A 17380-nucleotide genomic window follows, 5' to 3' on the forward strand; every position below is an offset into this window, starting at 1 on the left:
CTTCTTCTCCTTGTGATCACATCAGAGAGACGGCCGCGAGGCAGTATCCTCGCGGCCCGGCACGATTAGAGCTTGCTGAACTCCCGTTGCAGGGTGAACTCCTTGGAGGTCACCAGCTTCTCGATGCGCTGCACCCTGGGCTCCAGTGCATCCAGCTCCTGGCCGATGCGGGCAAGGGCCTGATGAGGTGTGACGCCTGCCTGCCAGCTGCGCGCCTTCATCCGCACCTCTGCGAACTCGGCATCTTCCTGGGAGTAGAGGGTGACCGGCTTCTTGTCGAGCAAGAACCAGGCGGCAATATAGGCGGTGAAGGTGATGAAACCGGCGAAGATGAGACCACTGATGGCCAGCAGCCGCACGATCCAGGTCTCCACCCCGAAGTACTCTGCCAGACCGGCACAGACCCCGGCAATCTTGCCCCGCTGGGGATTCCGGTACAGGTTGCGCCCTTCACGACTGACAGTGTTCATACCTTGTGCCTCCAACCGGGGACTTCCGCATCCAGAATCGACGCCAATACGGTTTCGGCCCGCTCCGGCTTTTTGCCACAGTCATGACATCTCTCATTGAAAACCGTCATACCTTGTTTCTCCAACCAGGAACCTCGGCATCCAGAATCGACTCCAGGGCGCCGACCCGTTCCTGCATCTTCTCGGCACGCACCAGCAAGCCCTGCAGCTGTTCACGCTCACCATCGGCAAGGCCGGCGCCAATGCGTCCCTTGGCGCGGTAGTGCAGCACCAGCCAGATGGGGGCCACCACCACCATGAAGACCACCATGGGAACCATCAATACACCCAGCAGATCTTCCATCTGTTACTCTCCCTGTTTCTGTGCCGGATTGTGCTGGCCCAGCTTTTGGCGCATGGCTTCCAGCTCGCGGCTGATCTGGTCGTCCGCTTCCAGCTCGGCAAACTGCTGGGCGAGCGCCTTGTCGGACTGCCCCAGATCGGCGCGGGCTTCCATCTCGTCGATGCGGCGCTCCATGCGCTCGAACTTGCTCACCACGGCCTGACTGTCGCCACGGGCCACCTGGCTTTGCACGTTGAGGCGGCTGCTGGCGGCTTCGCTGCGAATGGCCATCGCCTTCTGGCGGGCACGGGCATCTTCCAGCTTGGCTTCCAGCTGGCGGATCTCCTCCCCCAGCTTCTCGATGCCGCTGTCCACCGCCTGCTGTTCACGAGACAGGGCGTCGGCAAGCTCCGCCTGCTTGCTCTTCTCGATGAGGGCAGCACGAGCCAGATCTTCACGTCCCTTGGTCAGGGCCAGCTCGGCCTTGCCCTGCCACTCGGCGACCCGCTCCTGATGGCGGCTCACCTGACGGCCGATCTCTTTTTGATTCGCGAGGAAGCGGGCCAGGTTGGAGCGCTCCTTCACCAGTTCATCTTCCATCTCCTGGATGATCAGACGCACCATCTTCTGGGGATCTTCCGCCTTGTCGAGCAGGGCCGTCAGATTGGAATTGATGATGTCGGCCAGGCGAGAAAAAATGCTCATGATTGTACTCCTGTGATAGGCATCGGGTTGTGTCTCCATTGACAATGGCAACTTGTGTGCCAATCTGGAACAATATTTAACTTGTTGATTTATATGGGCACTCAGAATGCAGTTCAAGTCCCGGGGAAACAAGTGATGATTAAAATAACCAACTTTTGGTAAGATTAACCAGATTTTTCAACTCACAGGGGCAGGGATGACCACGGCCACGGAAAGTCTGTTGGGTGAATCCAACGCATTTCTAGAAATCATCGAGCAGGCATCGCGCCTCGCGCCGCTGCGCAAGCCCGTGCTCATCATCGGCGAGCGTGGGACCGGCAAGGAGCTCATCGCCCACCGCCTACATTATCTCTCGGATCGCTGGGATCAAAGCTTTGTCACCATCAACTGCGCCACCTTGAGCGAGAGCCTGCTGGAGACCGAGCTGTTTGGCCACGAGGCGGGCTCTTTCACTGGCGCCGCCAAGCGTCATCAGGGGCGCTTCGAGCGGGCCGACGGCGGCACCCTGTTCCTCGACGAACTGGCCACCACCAGCGCCCGGGTGCAGGAAAAACTGCTGCGGGTCATCGAGTACGGGGAGTTCGAGCGGGTGGGCGGCGCCAAGCCCCTCAAGGTGGATGTGCGGCTGGTGTGCGCCACCAACGAGGATCTGCCTGCACTGGCACAGAAAGGACGGTTTCGTCACGACCTGCTGGACCGGCTCGCCTTCGACGTCATCACCCTGCCCCCCCTGCGGGAGCGGCGCGAGGACATCCTGATGCTGGCGGAGCACTTCGCCCACGGCATGACCCGGGAGCTGGGGTATCCGCTCTTTGCCGGCTTCTCGCGCAAGGCGACCCAGCTGCTGCAAGATTACCCCTGGCCGGGCAACGTGCGGGAGCTCAAGAACGTGGTGGAGCGCAGTCTCTATCGCCAGGGCAACCCCCAGTTGCCGCTGGCGGATCTGGTGCTCAATCCCTTTGACTCCCCCTGGCGCCCCCGTGCCCGAGGTGACGCCGCCCCTTCCACGGACGCGCCGACCTCGGCAGAGACGGCCCCGACCCTGCCGCTGGATCTCAAAGGGGCGGTGGCGGAGTACGAGATTAATTTACTCAAGCAAGCGATGCAGCAATCCCAGTATAATCAGCGCAAAGCAGCCCAGTTGCTGGCCCTGAGCTATCACCAGTTCCGGGGGATGCTGCGCAAATATCAATTGCTGGACGGGGATGACAACAGTGGCAACCAGGAGGCGGGCTGATGCCTGGCACCGGGTCTGTATGCGCGGATAACGCGGCGCACGTCACCCCCGACGGGAGCGCCTGCCCGGCCGCCCCCCGCAACGCGCCCGCCCCCTGGCGGGCAACTTTGTCTGAAAACATGGTTCCAACATGAGAATGCTCACCCCCCTGCTGCTTGGTCTCTTGGTCCTGGTCAGCGGCTGTCAGAAACGCGATGAAGCCTCCAAAACCGGGCTCATCTATTGTGCCGAAGGGGCACCCCGAACCTTCAACCCGCAGCTTGCCAATTCGGATGCGACCCTGGATGCCAGTGCCCGTCCCATCTACGATCGCCTGCTCGAGGTCAATGCCAACACCCTCGGCATCGAAGGGGGGCTCGCCACCCGCTGGCAAAGCAGCGAGGACGGCCTCTCCTATACCCTGACCCTGCGCAAGGGAGTGACCTTCCACCGTACCCCCTGGTTCAGCCCGACCCGTCACTTCAATGCCGACGACGTCCTGTTCACCTGGCAGCGTCTGCTGGACGAACACCACCCCTTCCACGCCGTCTCCGGCGGCGAGTACCCCTATTTTTACAGCCTGGGGCTCGGCAACCTCATCAAGCGGGTCTACAAGAAGGGGCCCTATGAGGTGGTGTTCGAGCTGAACCGCCCCGATGCCTCCTTCCTCGCCACCCTGGCCAGCGACTACGCCATCGTGCTCTCCGCCGAGTACGGGGAGCAGATGCTAAAGGCCGGCACCCCGGCGCTGCTGGACAGCCGCCCCATCGGCACCGGCCCCTTCAGCTTCAAGGAGTATCGCCACAACGAGTTCGTGCGCTACCTGCGTCACCCCGGCTACTGGGGCGGCGAGGCCAGAATGGAGCAGCTCATCTACGACATCACCCCCAAATCCTCCAAGCGCCTTGCCAAGCTGCTGACCGGCGAGTGCGACGTGATGAGCACCCCCTCTGCCAGCCAGTTGTCGGTGATAGACAAAGACTCCCACCTGGATCTGTCGGTGCAGTCGGGGATGAACGTCGCCTTCCTCGCCCTCAATACCCGCAAGGCCCCGTTCAACAAGGTGCAAGTGCGCCAGGCCCTCGCCAGCGCCATCAATGTGCAGAATCTGCTGCAGGCGGTCTATTTCGAGACCGGCCAGAGTGCCGCCAGCCTGCTGCCGCCCCTCTCATGGGGCTACAACCCCTCCCTGCCCCAGCGCAAGCCGGATCTCAAGCTCGCTCGCCAGTTGCTCAAGGACGCGGGCTACCCCAACGGCTTCGAGATGCAGGTGCTGGTGCAACCCGGCGCCCGTCCCTACAACCCGGACGGCCTCAAAACGGCGCAACTGATGCGCAGCGATTTCGCCAAGATTGGGGTGAGCCTCAAGATAGTGCAGCAGGCCTGGCCGGTCATCGAAACCCGGCTCGCCCATGGACAATATGACAGCCTGCTCTCGGGCTGGATCGCCGACAACGCGGATCCGGACAACTTCTTCCGCCAGTTGCTGAGCTGCGCCGCCGTCGAGCGGGGCAACAACTACAGCCGCTGGTGCAGCCCCGCCTTCGATCAACTGCTGGACGATGCGGTGACCACCCCGCAGCTCGCCTTCCGCCTGCGCAACTATTACTATGCCCAGTCCCTGCTCAACGAGCAGTTGCCGCTCATTCCCCTGGCCCATGCCCTGAGAACCCAGGTGAGTCGCAGCGACATTCAGGGGCTGACCCTGATGCCCTTTGGCGGCACCACCTTCAACCAGGCCCATCGGGAGTGACCATGACAGATAACCACTCCATCGTCGGGCCATCGGCGCACCGCCCCCAGGAGGCATAAGCATGTTTTTCTATATCCTGCGCCGCATCACCCTGCTGGTGATCACCCTCCTGGTGCTGACTCTGGGGGCCTACCTCCTGGAGTTTCGCCTCATCACCCAGGTGCTGGATTTCTGGCACGGCTATCCTGACTTCCTCCAGCGCATCGCCGCCGGGGATTTAGGGCTCTCCAGCGTCTCCGGCCAGCCGGTCCTCGACGAGATCCGTCACTACTTCCCGGCGACCCTGACCCTCTGCCTCGCCGCCTTCGCCATCTCGCTGCTGGTGGGTATCCCCCTGGGCACCCTCGCGGCCCTCTATCAGGGGCGCAGCCCGGACCTCTCCATCATGGCCGCCGGCCTCGTCGGCTATGCCATCCCGGTCTTCTGGCTGGGGCTGCTGATGGTGATGTTCTTCTCCCTGGATCTTGGCTGGCTCCCCTCCTCTGGCCAGATCAGCCTGCTCTACGACGTGCCCTCCATCACCGGGATCGCCATCGTCGATGTGCTGATGAGCCAGGAGCCCTGGCGGGAGGCGGCCCTGCACGACGCCCTGCGCCATCTGGTACTGCCTTCCCTGGTGCTGGCCGTGGTGCCCACCACCGAGGTGATCCGCCACGTGCGCAGCTCCCTCATCGACGTGATGAAACAGAACTACATCAAGGCCGCCGCCAGCCGCGGACTCTCCCGCCGCCAGATCGTCTGGCGTCACGGGCTCAAGAACGCCCTGCCCCCGGTGTTGCCGCTGCTGGGGCTGCAACTTGGCAGCGTGCTCACATCCGCCATGATCACCGAGGTGGTGTTCGACTGGCCCGGCATCGGCCGCTGGCTGGTGAGCAGCATCGCGCTGCAGGACTATGCCGCCATCCGCGGCGCCTTCCTGGTGGTGGCGAGCTTCGTCATCTTCATCAGCGTCAGCACCGATCTGCTGACCACCATCATGTATCCGGCACGGCGTAAAGAACTCTATGCAAGACAAGATTGATTGCGGTCTGTGGATGAACCACGGCGGCCCATGGGCCACCGGCGCACAGGCGTGCCCATCCCCTTGCGACCAGCACGGGAGCCTGCATCATGCACGATAAATCGAACATCTATCCGGAGCTCAAGATCCTCTCCCCCCTGGAGCAGACCTGGGCCTCCTACCGGCGCAACCCGCTGGCCATGGCGGGACTCTGGTGCTTCGGTCTGCTGCTGCTGGTGACCCTCATCGGTCCCCTGGTGATCCCCTACGGCATCGACGATCAGCACAGCAACCACCTGCTGCTCGCCCCCTCCTGGGCCAACAGCGGCAACATCGATTACTTCCTGGGGACCGACGATCTGGGGCGCGACATCCTCTCCCGTCTGGTGGCCGGGGCCAGGCTCACCTTCGGCAACGCCCTGCTGGTGGTGCTCATCGCGCTGGTCATCGGCTCGGCCATCGGCATCCTCGGCGGCATGAGCAAGGGGGTGAAGTCGAGCGTGCTCCATCACCTGCTCGATACCCTTCTCTCCATCCCGTCCCTGCTGCTGGCCATCATCGTCGTGGCCATCCTGGGGCCGGGTCTGTTCAACACCCTGATCGCCATCACGCTCGCGTTGATACCACCTTTCATCCGGGCGACCTACAACGCGGTCCACGCCGAGATGCAGAAGGAGTACATCATCGCCAGCCGCCTCGACGGCTCTCCGCCCCAGCGGATCATGCGTCTGGCCATCTTGCCGAACATCGTCGAGACCCTGGTGACCCAGACCACCCGCACCCTCTCCGCCGCCATCCTGGACATCTCGGCGGTGGGCTTCCTCGGTCTCGGGGCCCAGTCTCCCCAGCCGGAGTGGGGTGCCATGCTGGCCGACTCGAGCGATCTTATCTATCTGGCCCCCTGGACGGTGACCCTGCCCGGGATGGCCATCCTGTTCAGCGTGCTGGTGACCAACCTGGTGGGCGAAGGCATTCGCGAAGCACTCAAAGAAGGGAACGACTGATGTTGCCAGCCTTGTTATCTATCCCCGCCCCCGGACGCCCTGAGCGACCCGGCTGCGCCCTGAACGGGAGACATTGCTGATGCCCCTGCTCGACATACGCAACCTCACCATCGAAATCGACACCCCCCAGGGCAAGGTCAAGGCGGTGGACAGAGTCAGCCTGACCCTGAACGAGGGGGAGATCCGCGGGCTGGTGGGGGAATCCGGCTCGGGCAAGAGCCTGGTGGCCAAGGTGATCGTCGGCATCCAGAAGGACAACTGGACGGTGCGCGCCGACCGGATGCGCTTCAACGACATGGATCTGCTGACCATGGCGCCCAAGGAACGGCGCCGCATCATGGGGCGGGAGATAGCGATGATCTTCCAGGATCCCATCAGCTGCCTAGACCCCTCGGAGGAGATAGGCACCCAGCTCGAAGAGGCCATCCCCACCAGCGCCTTCACCGGCAAGTTCTGGCAGCGCTTCCAGTGGCGCAAGAAGCGGGCCATCGCCCTGCTGCACCGGGTCGGGGTCAAGGATCACCGCAAGGTCATGCGGGCCTATCCCCACGAGCTGTCAGACGGCATGTGCCAGAAGGTGATGATCGCCATGGCCATCGCCAACCAGCCGCGCCTGCTGGTGGCGGACGAGCCCACCAGCGCCATGGAGTCCACCACCCACTCCCAGATCCTGCGGTTGCTGGACAAGATGAACAAGCTGGGCAATACCACCATCCTCATCATCAGCAACGACATCGCCGCCATCGCGAACCTGACCGACACCCTCAACATCATGTATTGCGGCCAGATGGTGGAAGTGGGGACCCGGGACCAGATCCTGGAATCCCCTCACCACCCCTATACGGATGCCCTGCTCAAATCCATCCCCGACTTTGACAAGCTGGTGCGCCACAAGTCCCGGCTCGAGACCCTGCCCGGGGTGATACCGCCGCTGCAGCACCTGCCCATCGGCTGCCGCCTCGGCCCACGCTGCCCCTACGCCCAGAAGCAGTGCGTGCAGACGCCGCTGATGAGCAAGGTCAAGGGGCATCAGTTCAGTTGCCACTTCCCGCTCAACATGGAAGAACCGAAGAAATGAACCGGCACCAGACCCTGATCCGGGGCACCTGCCCGCCCCGTCAGCCCCTCTATCCGGCGAGCACACCCAAGGAGACCACGTCGTGACCGAACCTTCCCTGTTGCAGGTCAGGGGCCTGTGCAAGACCTACCAGAACCGCACCGGCCTGTTCAGGCGCCGCGCGGTGGAGGCGATAAAGCCCCTCTCGTTCGATCTCGAGGTGGGCCAGACCCTGGCCATCGTCGGGGAGGCGGGCTCGGGCAAGAGCACCCTGGCCCGCATTCTGGCGGGCATGATTGAACCGAGCGGCGGGGAGATCGCCATCGAGGGGCAACCCATGGTCCACGGCGATTACCAGACCCGCTGCAAGTTGCTGCGGATGATCTTCCAGGACCCCAACACCTCCCTTAACCGGAAAATCCGGGTCGGCCAGATCCTGGAGACCCCCCTTCGCCTCAACACGGCCCTGAGCGAGGAGGAGCGCCGGGAGAAGGTGATCCAGACCCTGCGCATGGTGGGCATGCTGCCCGACCACGCCCTCTTCTATCCCCAGATGCTCTCCGCCGGCCAGCAGCAGCGGGTGGGGCTGGCACGGGCGCTCATCCTCAATCCCAAGATAGTGGTGGCGGACGAGGCGCTCTCGACCCTGGATATTTCGGTACGCTCCCAGATCATCAACCTGCTGCTGGAGATGCAGGAGACCATGGGGCTGAGCTATGTGCTGGTGGCCAACGATCTGGGGATCGTGAGCCACATCAGCGACGAGGTGCTGGTGATGCACGAAGGCCGTGTGGTGGAGCGCGGCAAGACCTTGCGGGTCTTCGCCGATCCCCAGCACGACGTCACCCGCCGCCTCATTCAGAACTACAACAACGAATACCGCCGCTGATCCCGCGGCGCGTTTCCCCTTGCGCCAGACATAAAAAAACCCGGCCTGATGTCTCATCAGTCGCCGGGGGATTGCGCTCAAAAAGTGATTGCGTCGCTCGTAGTAGGAACAGGGGAATGGTAGGCAGCCCCCGTCACCTCAACAACTGTCAGATCTGACAGGCAGTCCGCTATGGAACCGGAATTGCGGATCCGGCGAACAGATGAGCTCGGCCTCCAGGCGACCGAAGAAGGCCACCCGCTCGCTGATGTTTTCGTCTGCGAACGTCTGTGCCAGGGCCAGGTAGTCCTGATAGTGACGCGCCTCCGAGCGCAGCAGGGAGACATAGAAGCGGCCAAGCTCCTCGTCCAGATGAGGGGCCAGCCTGGCAAAACGCTCGCAGGATCGCGCTTCGATATAGGCACCGATGATCATCTTGTCCACCACGGCCGCCGGCTCATAGGTGCGCACATGGGTCAGCAGGCTGCGGGCATAGCGGGAGGCGGTGACGGGACCATAGGGTATGCCCCGTGCGGCCATGATCTCCAGCACCTGCTCGAAGTGGTGCAGCTCCTCCTGGATGAGGCGCACCATGGGGAGCAGCAGGGGATTGCGCTCCAGCTCGGCAAACACGCTCCTGTCTGATTCGCCCATGGTGCGCTTGCCGAGGATCTCCGCCTTCTCCGGCAAGGCATCGAGCTCCCGGTAGAAGGTCAGCTTGGGCAGCAGGTGACGCCTCTCCTTGGGCAGGCAGTAGCGACGCACCAAGCTGTGGGCGGTGAGTGCCGCCTTGTTCTCGCAGTTGGCGTGATCGATAAGCAGGGTCGGCAACTGGGCGGGATCCCGCGCCATTTCCACCCACTCATCCGGGGTCTCGCAATGCAGGAACTGGCGAACGGGGGCTAACAGGTCATCCATCTGAACTCTCATCTGTTGATACGACACGCGGCGCCTGGCGCCGGGGGGCCTATGCTAACGGATCCCGCCCGGCCTGCCCACCGCCATCATGGCTCAGCCCGTCAGACGCCTGAGGGAGTCGCGGCGGATCAGGGTGCCGCTGAAGGCGGGCAGTGCGTCCCGGCTCCCCTCCTCCACCATGGTGATCAGGCGGTTGATGGTCTCCTGGATCATCCCGTTCACCGGCATCTTGACGCTCGACAGCGCGGGAATGACGTAAGGGGCCAGGGGGATGTCGTCAAACCCCACCACCGAGACCTCGTCAGGCACCATCACACCGGCTTCGTGCAGCCGTTTGATGGCCCCGATCGCCATGTCATCGTTGCTGGCCACCAGGGCGCTGAAGCGAGCGCCTCGCGCCAGCAAGGCCGAGACGGCGGCCGCGCCACAGGCGGGGGTCCATTTGCCGGGGGCGATCAAGGTCTCCTGCACGGGGATGCCGTGCCGGATCAGCGCCTGCCGGTAACCGGCCAGGCGCTCGGCGCCGGTGGGGGAATCCGCAGAGCCTGCAATGAAGGCGATCTCCCTGTGCCCCATGGCCACCAGCTTCTCCACCACCGCCTCCGCCGCCGCCTGCTGATCCGCATAGACGCAGTGGGCCGGATGGCGGCTCAGACGCCGGTTGAGCACCATGATGGGCTGCTCATGCTGCTCGATGATCTCGTCCATCTCCTCCACCCCAAGAAAGCGCGGATAGATGATGACGCCATCGCAACGGGAATCGAGCAGATACTGGATGGCCTGGCGCTCCTCGTCGGCGCTGTGCTTGCCGTCCGCCAGTATGAGCTGGCGCCCCCGATCCTCGGTCATCCGCGCCACCTGGGAGAGCAGCTCGCCGAAGTAGACGCCGTGGTAGAGGGTGTTGGTGACCACCAGTCCCAGGGTCCGGGTGTGCCTGGTCGCCAGCTGCCTCGCCACCAGGTTGGGGCGATAGCCGCACTCCTCGATGGCCTGCTGCACCCGGTCCCGGGTCTCCTGGCTGGTGTAACCATTGCCCGACAACACCCGGGAGACCGTCGCCTTCGACACCCCTGCCCGCCTTGCCACCTCCAGCATCGTCGTCATTGTGTTCTCCCTTGCTCGTAACGGGGCGCAGTGTACTGCACCGCCCCCGGCTTGTCGTCGCACGAATGGTGTGCTGGCCCGGGTTCAGTGATCCCATTCACGGATCCGGACGCTCGCTGCACAAGGTGCTTGTCTCCCGCGCTCAGGCCGCGCACTCCATATGGAACCGGTTCCACATTCAGTTTCATGCGCGTTCCCGCCCTTCGCGGCGGCGGGGGCGAGCAGGCCCACTTGGTGAAAAGGATCTACCTCGATGTCAAAAAACTATGCGGCTCTGGCCGGTACCGTCATCACCGCACTCGGCGGCGCCGACAACGTCGTCGCCGTGACCCACTGCATGACGCGGCTGCGCTTTGTGCTCGGCGATCCCGCCCGGGTCAATGGCCCTGCCCTCAAGGCCATCACGGGCGTGCTCGGGGTGGTGCAGGCGGACAACCAGTGTCAGGTGATCATCGGCAACACCGTCTCCCACGCCTATCGCGAAGTGCTGGCCCTGCTGCCCCAGGGCGGCGGGCAGACTCCGCTTGCGGAGGCTTCCGCTGGCTGGAGCCTGCGCCGCATGGGCGCCGCCATCCTCGACGCCCTGATCGGCACCATGTCCCCCCTCATCCCGGCCATCATCGGCGGCTCCATGCTCAAGCTGCTGGCCATGGTGCTGGAGATGACCGGCGTGCTGGAGAAAGGCTCCTCGACCCTCACCATCCTCACGGTGGCCGGGGATGGGGCCTTCTTCTTCCTGCCCCTGATGGTGGCCGCCTCCGCCGCCGTCAAGTTCAAGACCAACATGTCCCTGGCCATCGCCATCGCAGGCGTGCTGGTGCACCCCAGCTTCATCGAGCTGATGGCCAGAGCCGCCGAAGGGGAGCAGGTGACCTTCGCCCTGGTCCCGGTGACCGCGGTCAAATACACCTACACCGTCATTCCGGCGCTGGTGATGACCTGGTGCCTCTCCTACATCGAGGGCTGGGTCGACCGCATCACCCCGGCGGTCACCAAGAACTTCCTCAAACCCATGCTGATCGTGCTGATCGCGGCGCCGCTGGCCATCCTCTTCATCGGCCCCGTCGGCATCTGGATTGGCACCGCCATCTCCGGCCTGGTCTACACGGTCCACGACTACCTGGGCTGGCTGTCGGTGGCCATCATGGGGGCGCTCTGGCCCCTGCTGGTGATGACCGGCATGCACCGCGTCTTCACCCCGACCATCATCCAGACCATCGCCGAGACCGGCAAGGAAGGCATGGTCATGCCCTCCGAAATCGGCGCCAATCTCTCTCTTGGCGGCTCGTCCCTGGCGGTGGCCTGGCGCACCCGAAACCCGGAACTGCGCCAGACGGCGCTCGCGGCGGCCGCCTCCGCCATCATGGCGGGGATCTCCGAACCCGCGCTCTACGGTGTGGCCCTGCGCCTCAAGCGTCCGCTCATCGCGAGCCTCATCAGCGGCTTTGTCTGCGGCGCCGTCGCCGGCATGGCGGGGCTCGCCAGCCACTCCATGGCCGCCCCCGGGCTCTTTACCAGCGTGCAGTTCTTCGATCCGGCCAACCCCATGACCATCGCCTGGGTGTTCGGCGTGATGGCGCTCTCCGTGGTGCTCTCCTTCGTGCTGACCCTGGTGATGGGATTTGAGGACATCCCGGTGGAGGCCCCCGGCGAGAACGCTGCTCCCCAGCCCGTCACGGCCAGCCAGGCACAGGCCACCGCCGGCGCGTGACTCCCTATCAGACATGACAAGAGGTAACCAATGTCGTTAGCAAGATTTCCCGAAGGCTTCCTGTGGGGCGGCGCCCTGGCCGCCAACCAGGCGGAAGGCGCCCATCTCGAGGGGGGCAAGGGCCTGACCACGGTGGACATGATCCCCCACGGCCCGAGCCGCATGGCGGTCAAGCTCGGCCAGGAGAAGCGCTTCTCCCTGCGGGAGGACGAGTTCTACCCGAGCCACGGGGCCATCGACTTCTATCACCGCTACAAGGACGACATCGCCCTGATGGCCGAGATGGGCTTCACCGTGTTTCGCACCTCCATCGCCTGGAGCCGGATCTACCCCAGGGGGGACGAGCGGGAGCCCAATGCGGAGGGCATCGCCTTCTACCGGGCCCTGTTCGAGGAGTGCAAGAAGCACGGCATCGAACCCCTGGTGACCCTGTGCCACTTCGACGTGCCCATGCACCTGGTGACCGAGTACGGCTCCTGGCGCAACCGCCAGATGGTGGAGTTTTTCACCCGCTACGCCCGCGCCTGCTTCGAGCAGTTCGACGGCCTGGTGAAGTACTGGCTCACCTTCAACGAGATCAACATCCTGCTGCACAGCCCCTTCTCCGGGGCGGGGCTGGTGTTCGAGGAAGGGGAGCACCAGGATCAGGTGAAGTATCAGGCCGCCCACCACGAGCTGGTGGCCAGCGCCCTGGCGACCCGGATCGCCCACGAGGTGAACCCGGCCAACCAGGTGGGCTGCATGCTGGCGGGGGGCAACTTCTACCCCTACTCCTGCAAGCCCGCCGACGTCTGGACCGCCCTCCAGAAAGATCGGGAGAACCTCCTCTTCATCGACGTGCAGGCCAGGGGCGCCTACCCGGCCTATGCGCAGAGGGTGTTTCGTGACAAGGGGATCACCCTGGTGAAGGGGCCGGAAGATGACGAGATCCTCAGGCACACCGTGGATTTCGTCTCCTTCAGCTACTACGCCTCCCGCTGCGCCGCCGCCGACATGAATGCGGGCAACACCAGCGAGGCCAACGTGGTCAAGTCCCTGCGCAATCCCCACATCGAGGTGAGCGAGTGGGGCTGGGGCATCGACCCCCTGGGCCTTCGCATCACCCTCAACACCTTGCACGATCGCTACCAGAAGCCGCTCTTCCTGGTGGAAAACGGCCTGGGTGCAGTGGACGAAGTGAACGAGCAAGGGGAGATAGAGGACGACTACCGCATCGCCTACCTGCGCGCCCACATCGAGGCCATGGGGGACGCCATCGAGGACGGCGTGCCCCTGATGGGGTACACCAGCTGGGGCTGCATCGATCTCGTCTCCGCCTCCACCGGCGAGATGAGCAAGCGCTATGGCTTCGTCCACGTGGACCGGGACGACGCCGGCCATGGCACCCTGGCCCGCCGGCGCAAGAAGTCGTTCTGGTGGTACCAAAAGGTGATCGCGAGCAACGGGGAGGATCTGGCCTGAGCCCCCCTCAGTTTCGCCGCAAGGCGCATCCATGCAACAGGGGGGCCGAGGCCCCCCTGTTGTTCATCACGCTGGCAATCTGAAAACGTTTAACTGCCTTCGTTGAAGATCTCGAGGTTGCTGGTCCCTTCCTGCCACTCGCGTACGGCCTTGTTGTCGTCGCTGCGCAGGGCATTGAGGTGGTCCAGATAACCCTGATCCACGTCGGAGGTCACATAGTGACCGTTGAAGACCGAGGTCTCGAAGTGGCGCAGCTCGGGGTTGATCTCCCGCACCGCCTCTTCCAGATCTTCCAGATCCTGGAAGATGAGGCCGTCGGCACCGATAAGCTTGCACACCTCTTCCACTTCACGGCCATGGGCAATGAGCTCGTTGGCGGTGGGCATGTCGATGCCGTAGACGTTGGGGAAGCGAATTTCCGGCGCGGCCGAGGCGAAGTAGACCTTGGCGGCCCCCGCTTCACGGGCCATCTGGATGATCTGCTCGGAGGTGGTGCCCCGCACGATGGAGTCGTCCACCAGCAACACCTTCTTGCCCTTGAATTCGGAGCTGATGGCGTTGAGCTTGCGGCGCACCGACTTCTTGCGCTGGGTCTGGCCCGGCATGATGAAGGTACGGCCGATGTAGCGGTTCTTCACGAAGCCCTGACGGTACGGCAGGCCCAGGGTGTGGGCGATTTCCAGCGCCACGTCGCAGGAGGTCTCGGGGATGGGGATGACCACGTCCACGTCGAGATCATCCCACTCCCGTGCGATCTTCTGGCCCAGCTTGCGACCCATGTTGAGGCGGGCGGCATAGACGGAGACCTTGTCGATGAAGGAGTCGGGACGGGCGAAGTAGACGTATTCGAAGATGCAGGGGTTCATCTGCGGGTTCTCCGCACACTGCTCGGAGAAGAGCTGGCCCTGCTCGGTGATGTAGATGGCCTCGCCCGGGGCGACGTCACGCACCGTCTCGAAACCGATGGCGTCGAGGGCCACGCTCTCGGAGGCGAGCATGTACTCCACCTGCCCCTGCTCGTCGACCCGGCGACCCAGGATCAGCGGGCGAATGCCGTTCGGGTCACGGAACCCGATGAGGCCGTGGCCGATCACCAGAGAGACCACGGCATAGGCGCCGCGGATCTGCTGGTGCACCTTGCGCACCGCCGAGAAGATATCTTCCGGGCGCAGCGCCATCTTGTCGCACAAGTCCAGCTCGTGGGCCAGCACGTTCAACAGCACTTCGGAGTCCGAGGTGGTGTTGATGTGGCGGCGGGCCACCTTGAACTGCTGCTCCTTGAGCTCCTTGGCGTTGGTGAGGTTGCCGTTGTGGGCCAGCACCATGCCGTAGGGGGAGTTCACGTAAAACGGCTGCGCCTCTGCCGCACTGGAGCTGCCTGCGGTGGGATAACGGACGTGTCCGATGCCGATATTCCCTTTCAGGCGCTGCATGTGGCGCACTTCAAACACATCCTTCACCAGACCGTTGGCCTTGCGTTGCCGGAAGTTTCCACTGTCAATGGTCACGATCCCGGCGGCATCCTGTCCCCTGTGCTGCAACACCGTCAAGGCGTCGTAGAGGGCCTGATTGACGGGGGTGGTGCCAACTATACCGACAATACCGCACATGTCTTTGCTACCTCGAAGTCACTGTACCTGTTGAAGAAAACTGGACGAGTTCATCATGAACCCGAAAAACCACTGGATCACCGGCTTGAACTCCGGCACCAGCCTGGACGCCACCCACCAGTCGCTCTGGGAGAGGCTGGTGAAGGTATCCATGAAAAACAGCAGGGCGCTGACGATCAGCACCCCGCGAATGGCGCCAAAACAGACCCCGAGCACCCTGTCGGTGCCGGAAAGCCCGGTCTTTTCCACCAGCAGGCCCACCACGTAGTTCACCACGCTCCCCAGGATCAGGGTCGCCACGAACAGGGCGGCGATGGCCAGACCGTTGCGAACCATGGCATCGGAGAAAGAGGTGAAATAGACGGCGAGATCAGGATAGAAATGGCTGGCAATGAAAAAGGCGACGAACCAGGTGACCAGAGACATGGCCTCCTTGAGAAAGCCGCGCACCAGGCTGATGAGGGCGGAGAAACCGACGATGCCGATGATGGCGTAATCAATCCAGACCATAGAAAAAGATGTCCTGCGAAATTGCGGCGCAGTCTAACAAAAACGATTGCGCAATGCTTGATAAAATTGTGTTACAGGCCCGAAGGGAGCTATCCCTTCCCCTTGCGGCGGGTTTCCCGGGCCCAGAATGCACAACGCCATGGCATGCCATGGCGTTGTCGTCTGCAACCAGCGCTTACCCGATGTGGGTCAGGCCGCCCATGTAGGATTGCAGCGCAGCCGGGATGGCGATGCGGCCATCTGCCTGCTGGTAGTTCTCGAGCACGGCCACCAGGGTACGACCCACCGCCAGACCGGAACCATTCAGGGTGTGAATGAGCTGCGGCTTGCCGTCGATGCGCACGCGAGCCTGCATGCGGCGCGCCTGGAAGTCGGTGCAGTTGGAGACGGAGGAGATCTCGCGATAGGTGTTCTGGGCCGGCAGCCACACTTCCAGATCGTAGGTCTTGGCGGCGCAGAAGCCCATGTCACCGGTGGAAAGCGCCATCACGCGATACGGCAGCTCCAGCAGTTGCAGCACCTTCTCGGCGTGACCCACCATCTCTTCCAGGGCATCCCAGGATTTTTCCGGGTGCACCAGTTGCACCATCTCGACCTTGTCGAACTGGTGCATACGGATGAGGCCACGGGTATCACGACCGTAGGAGCCGGCTTCGGAGCGGAAACAGGGGCTGTGGGCGGTCATCTTGATGGGCAGCTCCTGCTCGTCGAAGATCTCGTCACGGGCCATGTTGGTGAGCGGCACTTCGGAGGTCGGGATGAGGGAGAACTTGCGCACCTTGCCTTCGTCTTCCCCTTCCCCTTCGATGCCGGTATTGAAGAGATCCTGGGAGAACTTGGGCAGCTGGCCGGTGCCGTACAGGCTGTCCGGGTTGACCAGATAGGGCACGTAGCACTCGGTGTAGCCGTGCTGCAGGGTGTGCAGGTCCAGCATGAACTGGGCCAGGGCGCGGTGCAGACGGGCAATCTGACCCTTCATGACCACGAAACGGGCGCCGGAGAGCTTGACGCCGTTCTTGAAGTCGACCCCCTTGGCCGCCTCACCCAGATCGATGTGATCGCGCACCGGGAAATCGAACTCACGCGGGGTACCCCAGCGGCGGACCTCCACGTTGTCGTTCTCGTCACGGCCCACCGGGGTGGTCTCGCTCGGCAGGTTGGGGATGGCGTCGGCGATCCCCTTGAGCTGGGCCAGCAGGGCCTCCAGCTCGACCTTGCTGGTCTCGAGCTCGTCGTTGATCTTGGTCACCTCGGCCTTGAGGGGGGCAACATCTTCACCACGACGGGCAGCCTCACCGATGGACTTGGAGCGGGCGTTGCGCTCGGCCTGCAGCTCCTGGGTGCGGGACTGCAGATCCTTGCGTTTCTCTTCCAGAACATTGACCGCCGCTACGTCCAGAACGTAGCCACGTGTCGCCAGACGAGCGGCAGCTTCGGTGATGTCGCTGCGCAGATATTTGGGATCCAGCATGGTTTACCTACTTTTTTTAATGGGATCTGGGCCCGGGTCATCGTGACCGGGTTGGGAAACAGATCCGGAAGTTAACATCGGTTGGCGCACCCCTTTGCCTTCGGAATCGGGCCTTCGAAATCAAGAAGATGGTGCAAGGCCAAGACAACCGGGGTCAGACGGGCAGTGTAGCAGACCGCCCCCCCGCCCGAACAGGGACT

16 protein-coding genes are annotated in these 17380 nt (G+C 63.4%); 8 read left to right on the forward strand and 8 right to left on the reverse strand.

Going from position 1 to position 17380, the window contains the following annotated elements; translation table 11 throughout:
- Positions 1-65 precede the first annotated feature (65 nt).
- From pspC to pspA, 3 genes are all read right to left on the reverse strand, one after another.
- Positions 66-470, reverse strand: a complete 405-nt coding sequence (pspC, locus tag AB5Y64_RS09410; protein WP_052815256.1) for an envelope stress response membrane protein PspC — start codon at positions 468-470, stop codon at positions 66-68.
- Positions 471-576: 106 nt separating this feature from the next.
- Positions 577-813, reverse strand: coding sequence for an envelope stress response membrane protein PspB (gene pspB, locus AB5Y64_RS09415; RefSeq protein ID WP_005300084.1), 237 nt, complete (start codon positions 811-813; stop codon positions 577-579).
- 3 nt (positions 814-816) lie between these two features.
- Positions 817-1497 carry a phage shock protein PspA gene (pspA, locus tag AB5Y64_RS09420; RefSeq protein ID WP_103858954.1) on the reverse strand — a complete coding sequence of 227 codons (681 nt, stop codon included), beginning with the start codon at positions 1495-1497 and terminating at the stop codon, positions 817-819.
- Positions 1498-1693: 196 nt separating this feature from the next.
- Here pspA and pspF point away from each other — a divergent pair, with 196 nt between their 5' ends.
- The 6 genes from pspF to AB5Y64_RS09450 all read left to right on the forward strand — a co-directional run bounded on the left by pspF (position 1694) and on the right by AB5Y64_RS09450 (position 8416).
- Positions 1694-2734: a phage shock protein operon transcriptional activator gene (gene pspF / locus AB5Y64_RS09425; protein WP_247631824.1), complete on the forward strand. Its 1041-nt coding sequence runs from the start codon at positions 1694-1696 to the stop codon at positions 2732-2734.
- 136 nt (positions 2735-2870) lie between these two features.
- The gene (gene sapA, locus AB5Y64_RS09430; protein WP_010674532.1) at positions 2871-4466 is read left to right on the forward strand and encodes an ABC transporter substrate-binding protein SapA; all 1596 of its coding nucleotides are present in this window, start codon (positions 2871-2873) and stop codon (positions 4464-4466) included.
- A 61-nt stretch (positions 4467-4527) separates the two neighbouring features.
- Positions 4528-5487 carry an ABC transporter permease subunit gene (locus AB5Y64_RS09435; protein ID WP_202039991.1) on the forward strand — a complete coding sequence of 320 codons (960 nt, stop codon included), beginning with the start codon at positions 4528-4530 and terminating at the stop codon, positions 5485-5487.
- An 89-nt stretch (positions 5488-5576) separates the two neighbouring features.
- Complete coding sequence (locus AB5Y64_RS09440) at positions 5577-6470, forward strand: ABC transporter permease subunit (RefSeq protein WP_010674530.1); 894 nt, start codon at positions 5577-5579, stop codon at positions 6468-6470.
- Positions 6471-6549: 79 nt separating this feature from the next.
- The gene (locus tag AB5Y64_RS09445) at positions 6550-7548 is read left to right on the forward strand and encodes an oligopeptide/dipeptide ABC transporter ATP-binding protein (protein WP_010674529.1); all 999 of its coding nucleotides are present in this window, start codon (positions 6550-6552) and stop codon (positions 7546-7548) included.
- Between the two features lie 82 nt (positions 7549-7630).
- Positions 7631-8416 carry an ABC transporter ATP-binding protein gene (locus tag AB5Y64_RS09450; RefSeq protein ID WP_039039015.1) on the forward strand — a complete coding sequence of 262 codons (786 nt, stop codon included), beginning with the start codon at positions 7631-7633 and terminating at the stop codon, positions 8414-8416.
- Positions 8417-8554: 138 nt separating this feature from the next.
- Here the strand turns inward: AB5Y64_RS09450 and AB5Y64_RS09455 are convergent, their stop codons facing one another.
- Together AB5Y64_RS09455 and AB5Y64_RS09460 are read right to left on the reverse strand one after the other, a co-directional pair.
- Positions 8555-9313 carry a tRNA-(ms[2]io[6]A)-hydroxylase gene (locus AB5Y64_RS09455; protein WP_368203680.1) on the reverse strand — a complete coding sequence of 253 codons (759 nt, stop codon included), beginning with the start codon at positions 9311-9313 and terminating at the stop codon, positions 8555-8557.
- A gap of 93 nt (positions 9314-9406) precedes the next feature.
- On the reverse strand, positions 9407-10417 hold the full coding sequence (locus AB5Y64_RS09460; RefSeq protein WP_319911263.1) for a LacI family DNA-binding transcriptional regulator: 1011 nt from the start codon (positions 10415-10417) through the stop codon (positions 9407-9409).
- Between the two features lie 253 nt (positions 10418-10670).
- Between AB5Y64_RS09460 and ascF the strand changes: the two genes are divergently transcribed.
- Positions 10671-12128, forward strand: coding sequence for a PTS cellobiose/arbutin/salicin transporter subunit IIBC (ascF, locus tag AB5Y64_RS09465; RefSeq protein WP_368203681.1), 1458 nt, complete (start codon positions 10671-10673; stop codon positions 12126-12128).
- Between the two features lie 30 nt (positions 12129-12158).
- On the forward strand, positions 12159-13589 hold the full coding sequence (locus AB5Y64_RS09470; protein WP_368203682.1) for a 6-phospho-beta-glucosidase: 1431 nt from the start codon (positions 12159-12161) through the stop codon (positions 13587-13589).
- 89 nt (positions 13590-13678) lie between these two features.
- Here AB5Y64_RS09470 and purF read toward each other — a convergent pair whose 3' ends face one another.
- The 3 genes from purF to serS all read right to left on the reverse strand — a co-directional run bounded on the left by purF (position 13679) and on the right by serS (position 17180).
- The gene (gene purF, locus AB5Y64_RS09475) at positions 13679-15199 is read right to left on the reverse strand and encodes an amidophosphoribosyltransferase (protein WP_010674523.1); all 1521 of its coding nucleotides are present in this window, start codon (positions 15197-15199) and stop codon (positions 13679-13681) included.
- A gap of 18 nt (positions 15200-15217) precedes the next feature.
- Complete coding sequence (locus AB5Y64_RS09480; protein WP_010674522.1) at positions 15218-15709, reverse strand: CvpA family protein; 492 nt, start codon at positions 15707-15709, stop codon at positions 15218-15220.
- Positions 15710-15884: 175 nt separating this feature from the next.
- Positions 15885-17180, reverse strand: coding sequence for a serine--tRNA ligase (serS, locus tag AB5Y64_RS09485; protein ID WP_039039009.1), 1296 nt, complete (start codon positions 17178-17180; stop codon positions 15885-15887).
- Positions 17181-17380 lie beyond the last annotated feature (200 nt).

Source organism: Aeromonas sp. R5-1 (assembly GCF_040908265.1).
Taxonomy (GTDB): domain Bacteria; phylum Pseudomonadota; class Gammaproteobacteria; order Enterobacterales; family Aeromonadaceae; genus Aeromonas; species Aeromonas caviae.

Coding starts and splice junctions, on each gene's coding strand:
- AB5Y64_RS09460 (WP_319911263.1), bottom strand. CDS start 10,417: ATGACGACGATGCTGGAGGTGGCAAGGCGGGCAGGGGTGTCGAAGGCG.
- pspF (WP_247631824.1), top strand. CDS start 1,694: ATGACCACGGCCACGGAAAGTCTGTTGGGTGAATCCAACGCATTTCTA.
- AB5Y64_RS09445 (WP_010674529.1), top strand. CDS start 6,550: ATGCCCCTGCTCGACATACGCAACCTCACCATCGAAATCGACACCCCC.
- AB5Y64_RS09455 (WP_368203680.1), bottom strand. CDS start 9,313: ATGGATGACCTGTTAGCCCCCGTTCGCCAGTTCCTGCATTGCGAGACC.
- pspB (WP_005300084.1), bottom strand. CDS start 813: ATGGAAGATCTGCTGGGTGTATTGATGGTTCCCATGGTGGTCTTCATG.
- pspC (WP_052815256.1), bottom strand. CDS start 470: ATGAACACTGTCAGTCGTGAAGGGCGCAACCTGTACCGGAATCCCCAG.
- AB5Y64_RS09440 (WP_010674530.1), top strand. CDS start 5,577: ATGCACGATAAATCGAACATCTATCCGGAGCTCAAGATCCTCTCCCCC.
- AB5Y64_RS09480 (WP_010674522.1), bottom strand. CDS start 15,709: ATGGTCTGGATTGATTACGCCATCATCGGCATCGTCGGTTTCTCCGCC.
- ascF (WP_368203681.1), top strand. CDS start 10,671: ATGTCAAAAAACTATGCGGCTCTGGCCGGTACCGTCATCACCGCACTC.
- AB5Y64_RS09435 (WP_202039991.1), top strand. CDS start 4,528: ATGTTTTTCTATATCCTGCGCCGCATCACCCTGCTGGTGATCACCCTC.
- AB5Y64_RS09470 (WP_368203682.1), top strand. CDS start 12,159: ATGTCGTTAGCAAGATTTCCCGAAGGCTTCCTGTGGGGCGGCGCCCTG.
- serS (WP_039039009.1), bottom strand. CDS start 17,180: ATGCTGGATCCCAAATATCTGCGCAGCGACATCACCGAAGCTGCCGCT.
- purF (WP_010674523.1), bottom strand. CDS start 15,199: ATGTGCGGTATTGTCGGTATAGTTGGCACCACCCCCGTCAATCAGGCC.
- pspA (WP_103858954.1), bottom strand. CDS start 1,497: ATGAGCATTTTTTCTCGCCTGGCCGACATCATCAATTCCAATCTGACG.
- sapA (WP_010674532.1), top strand. CDS start 2,871: ATGCTCACCCCCCTGCTGCTTGGTCTCTTGGTCCTGGTCAGCGGCTGT.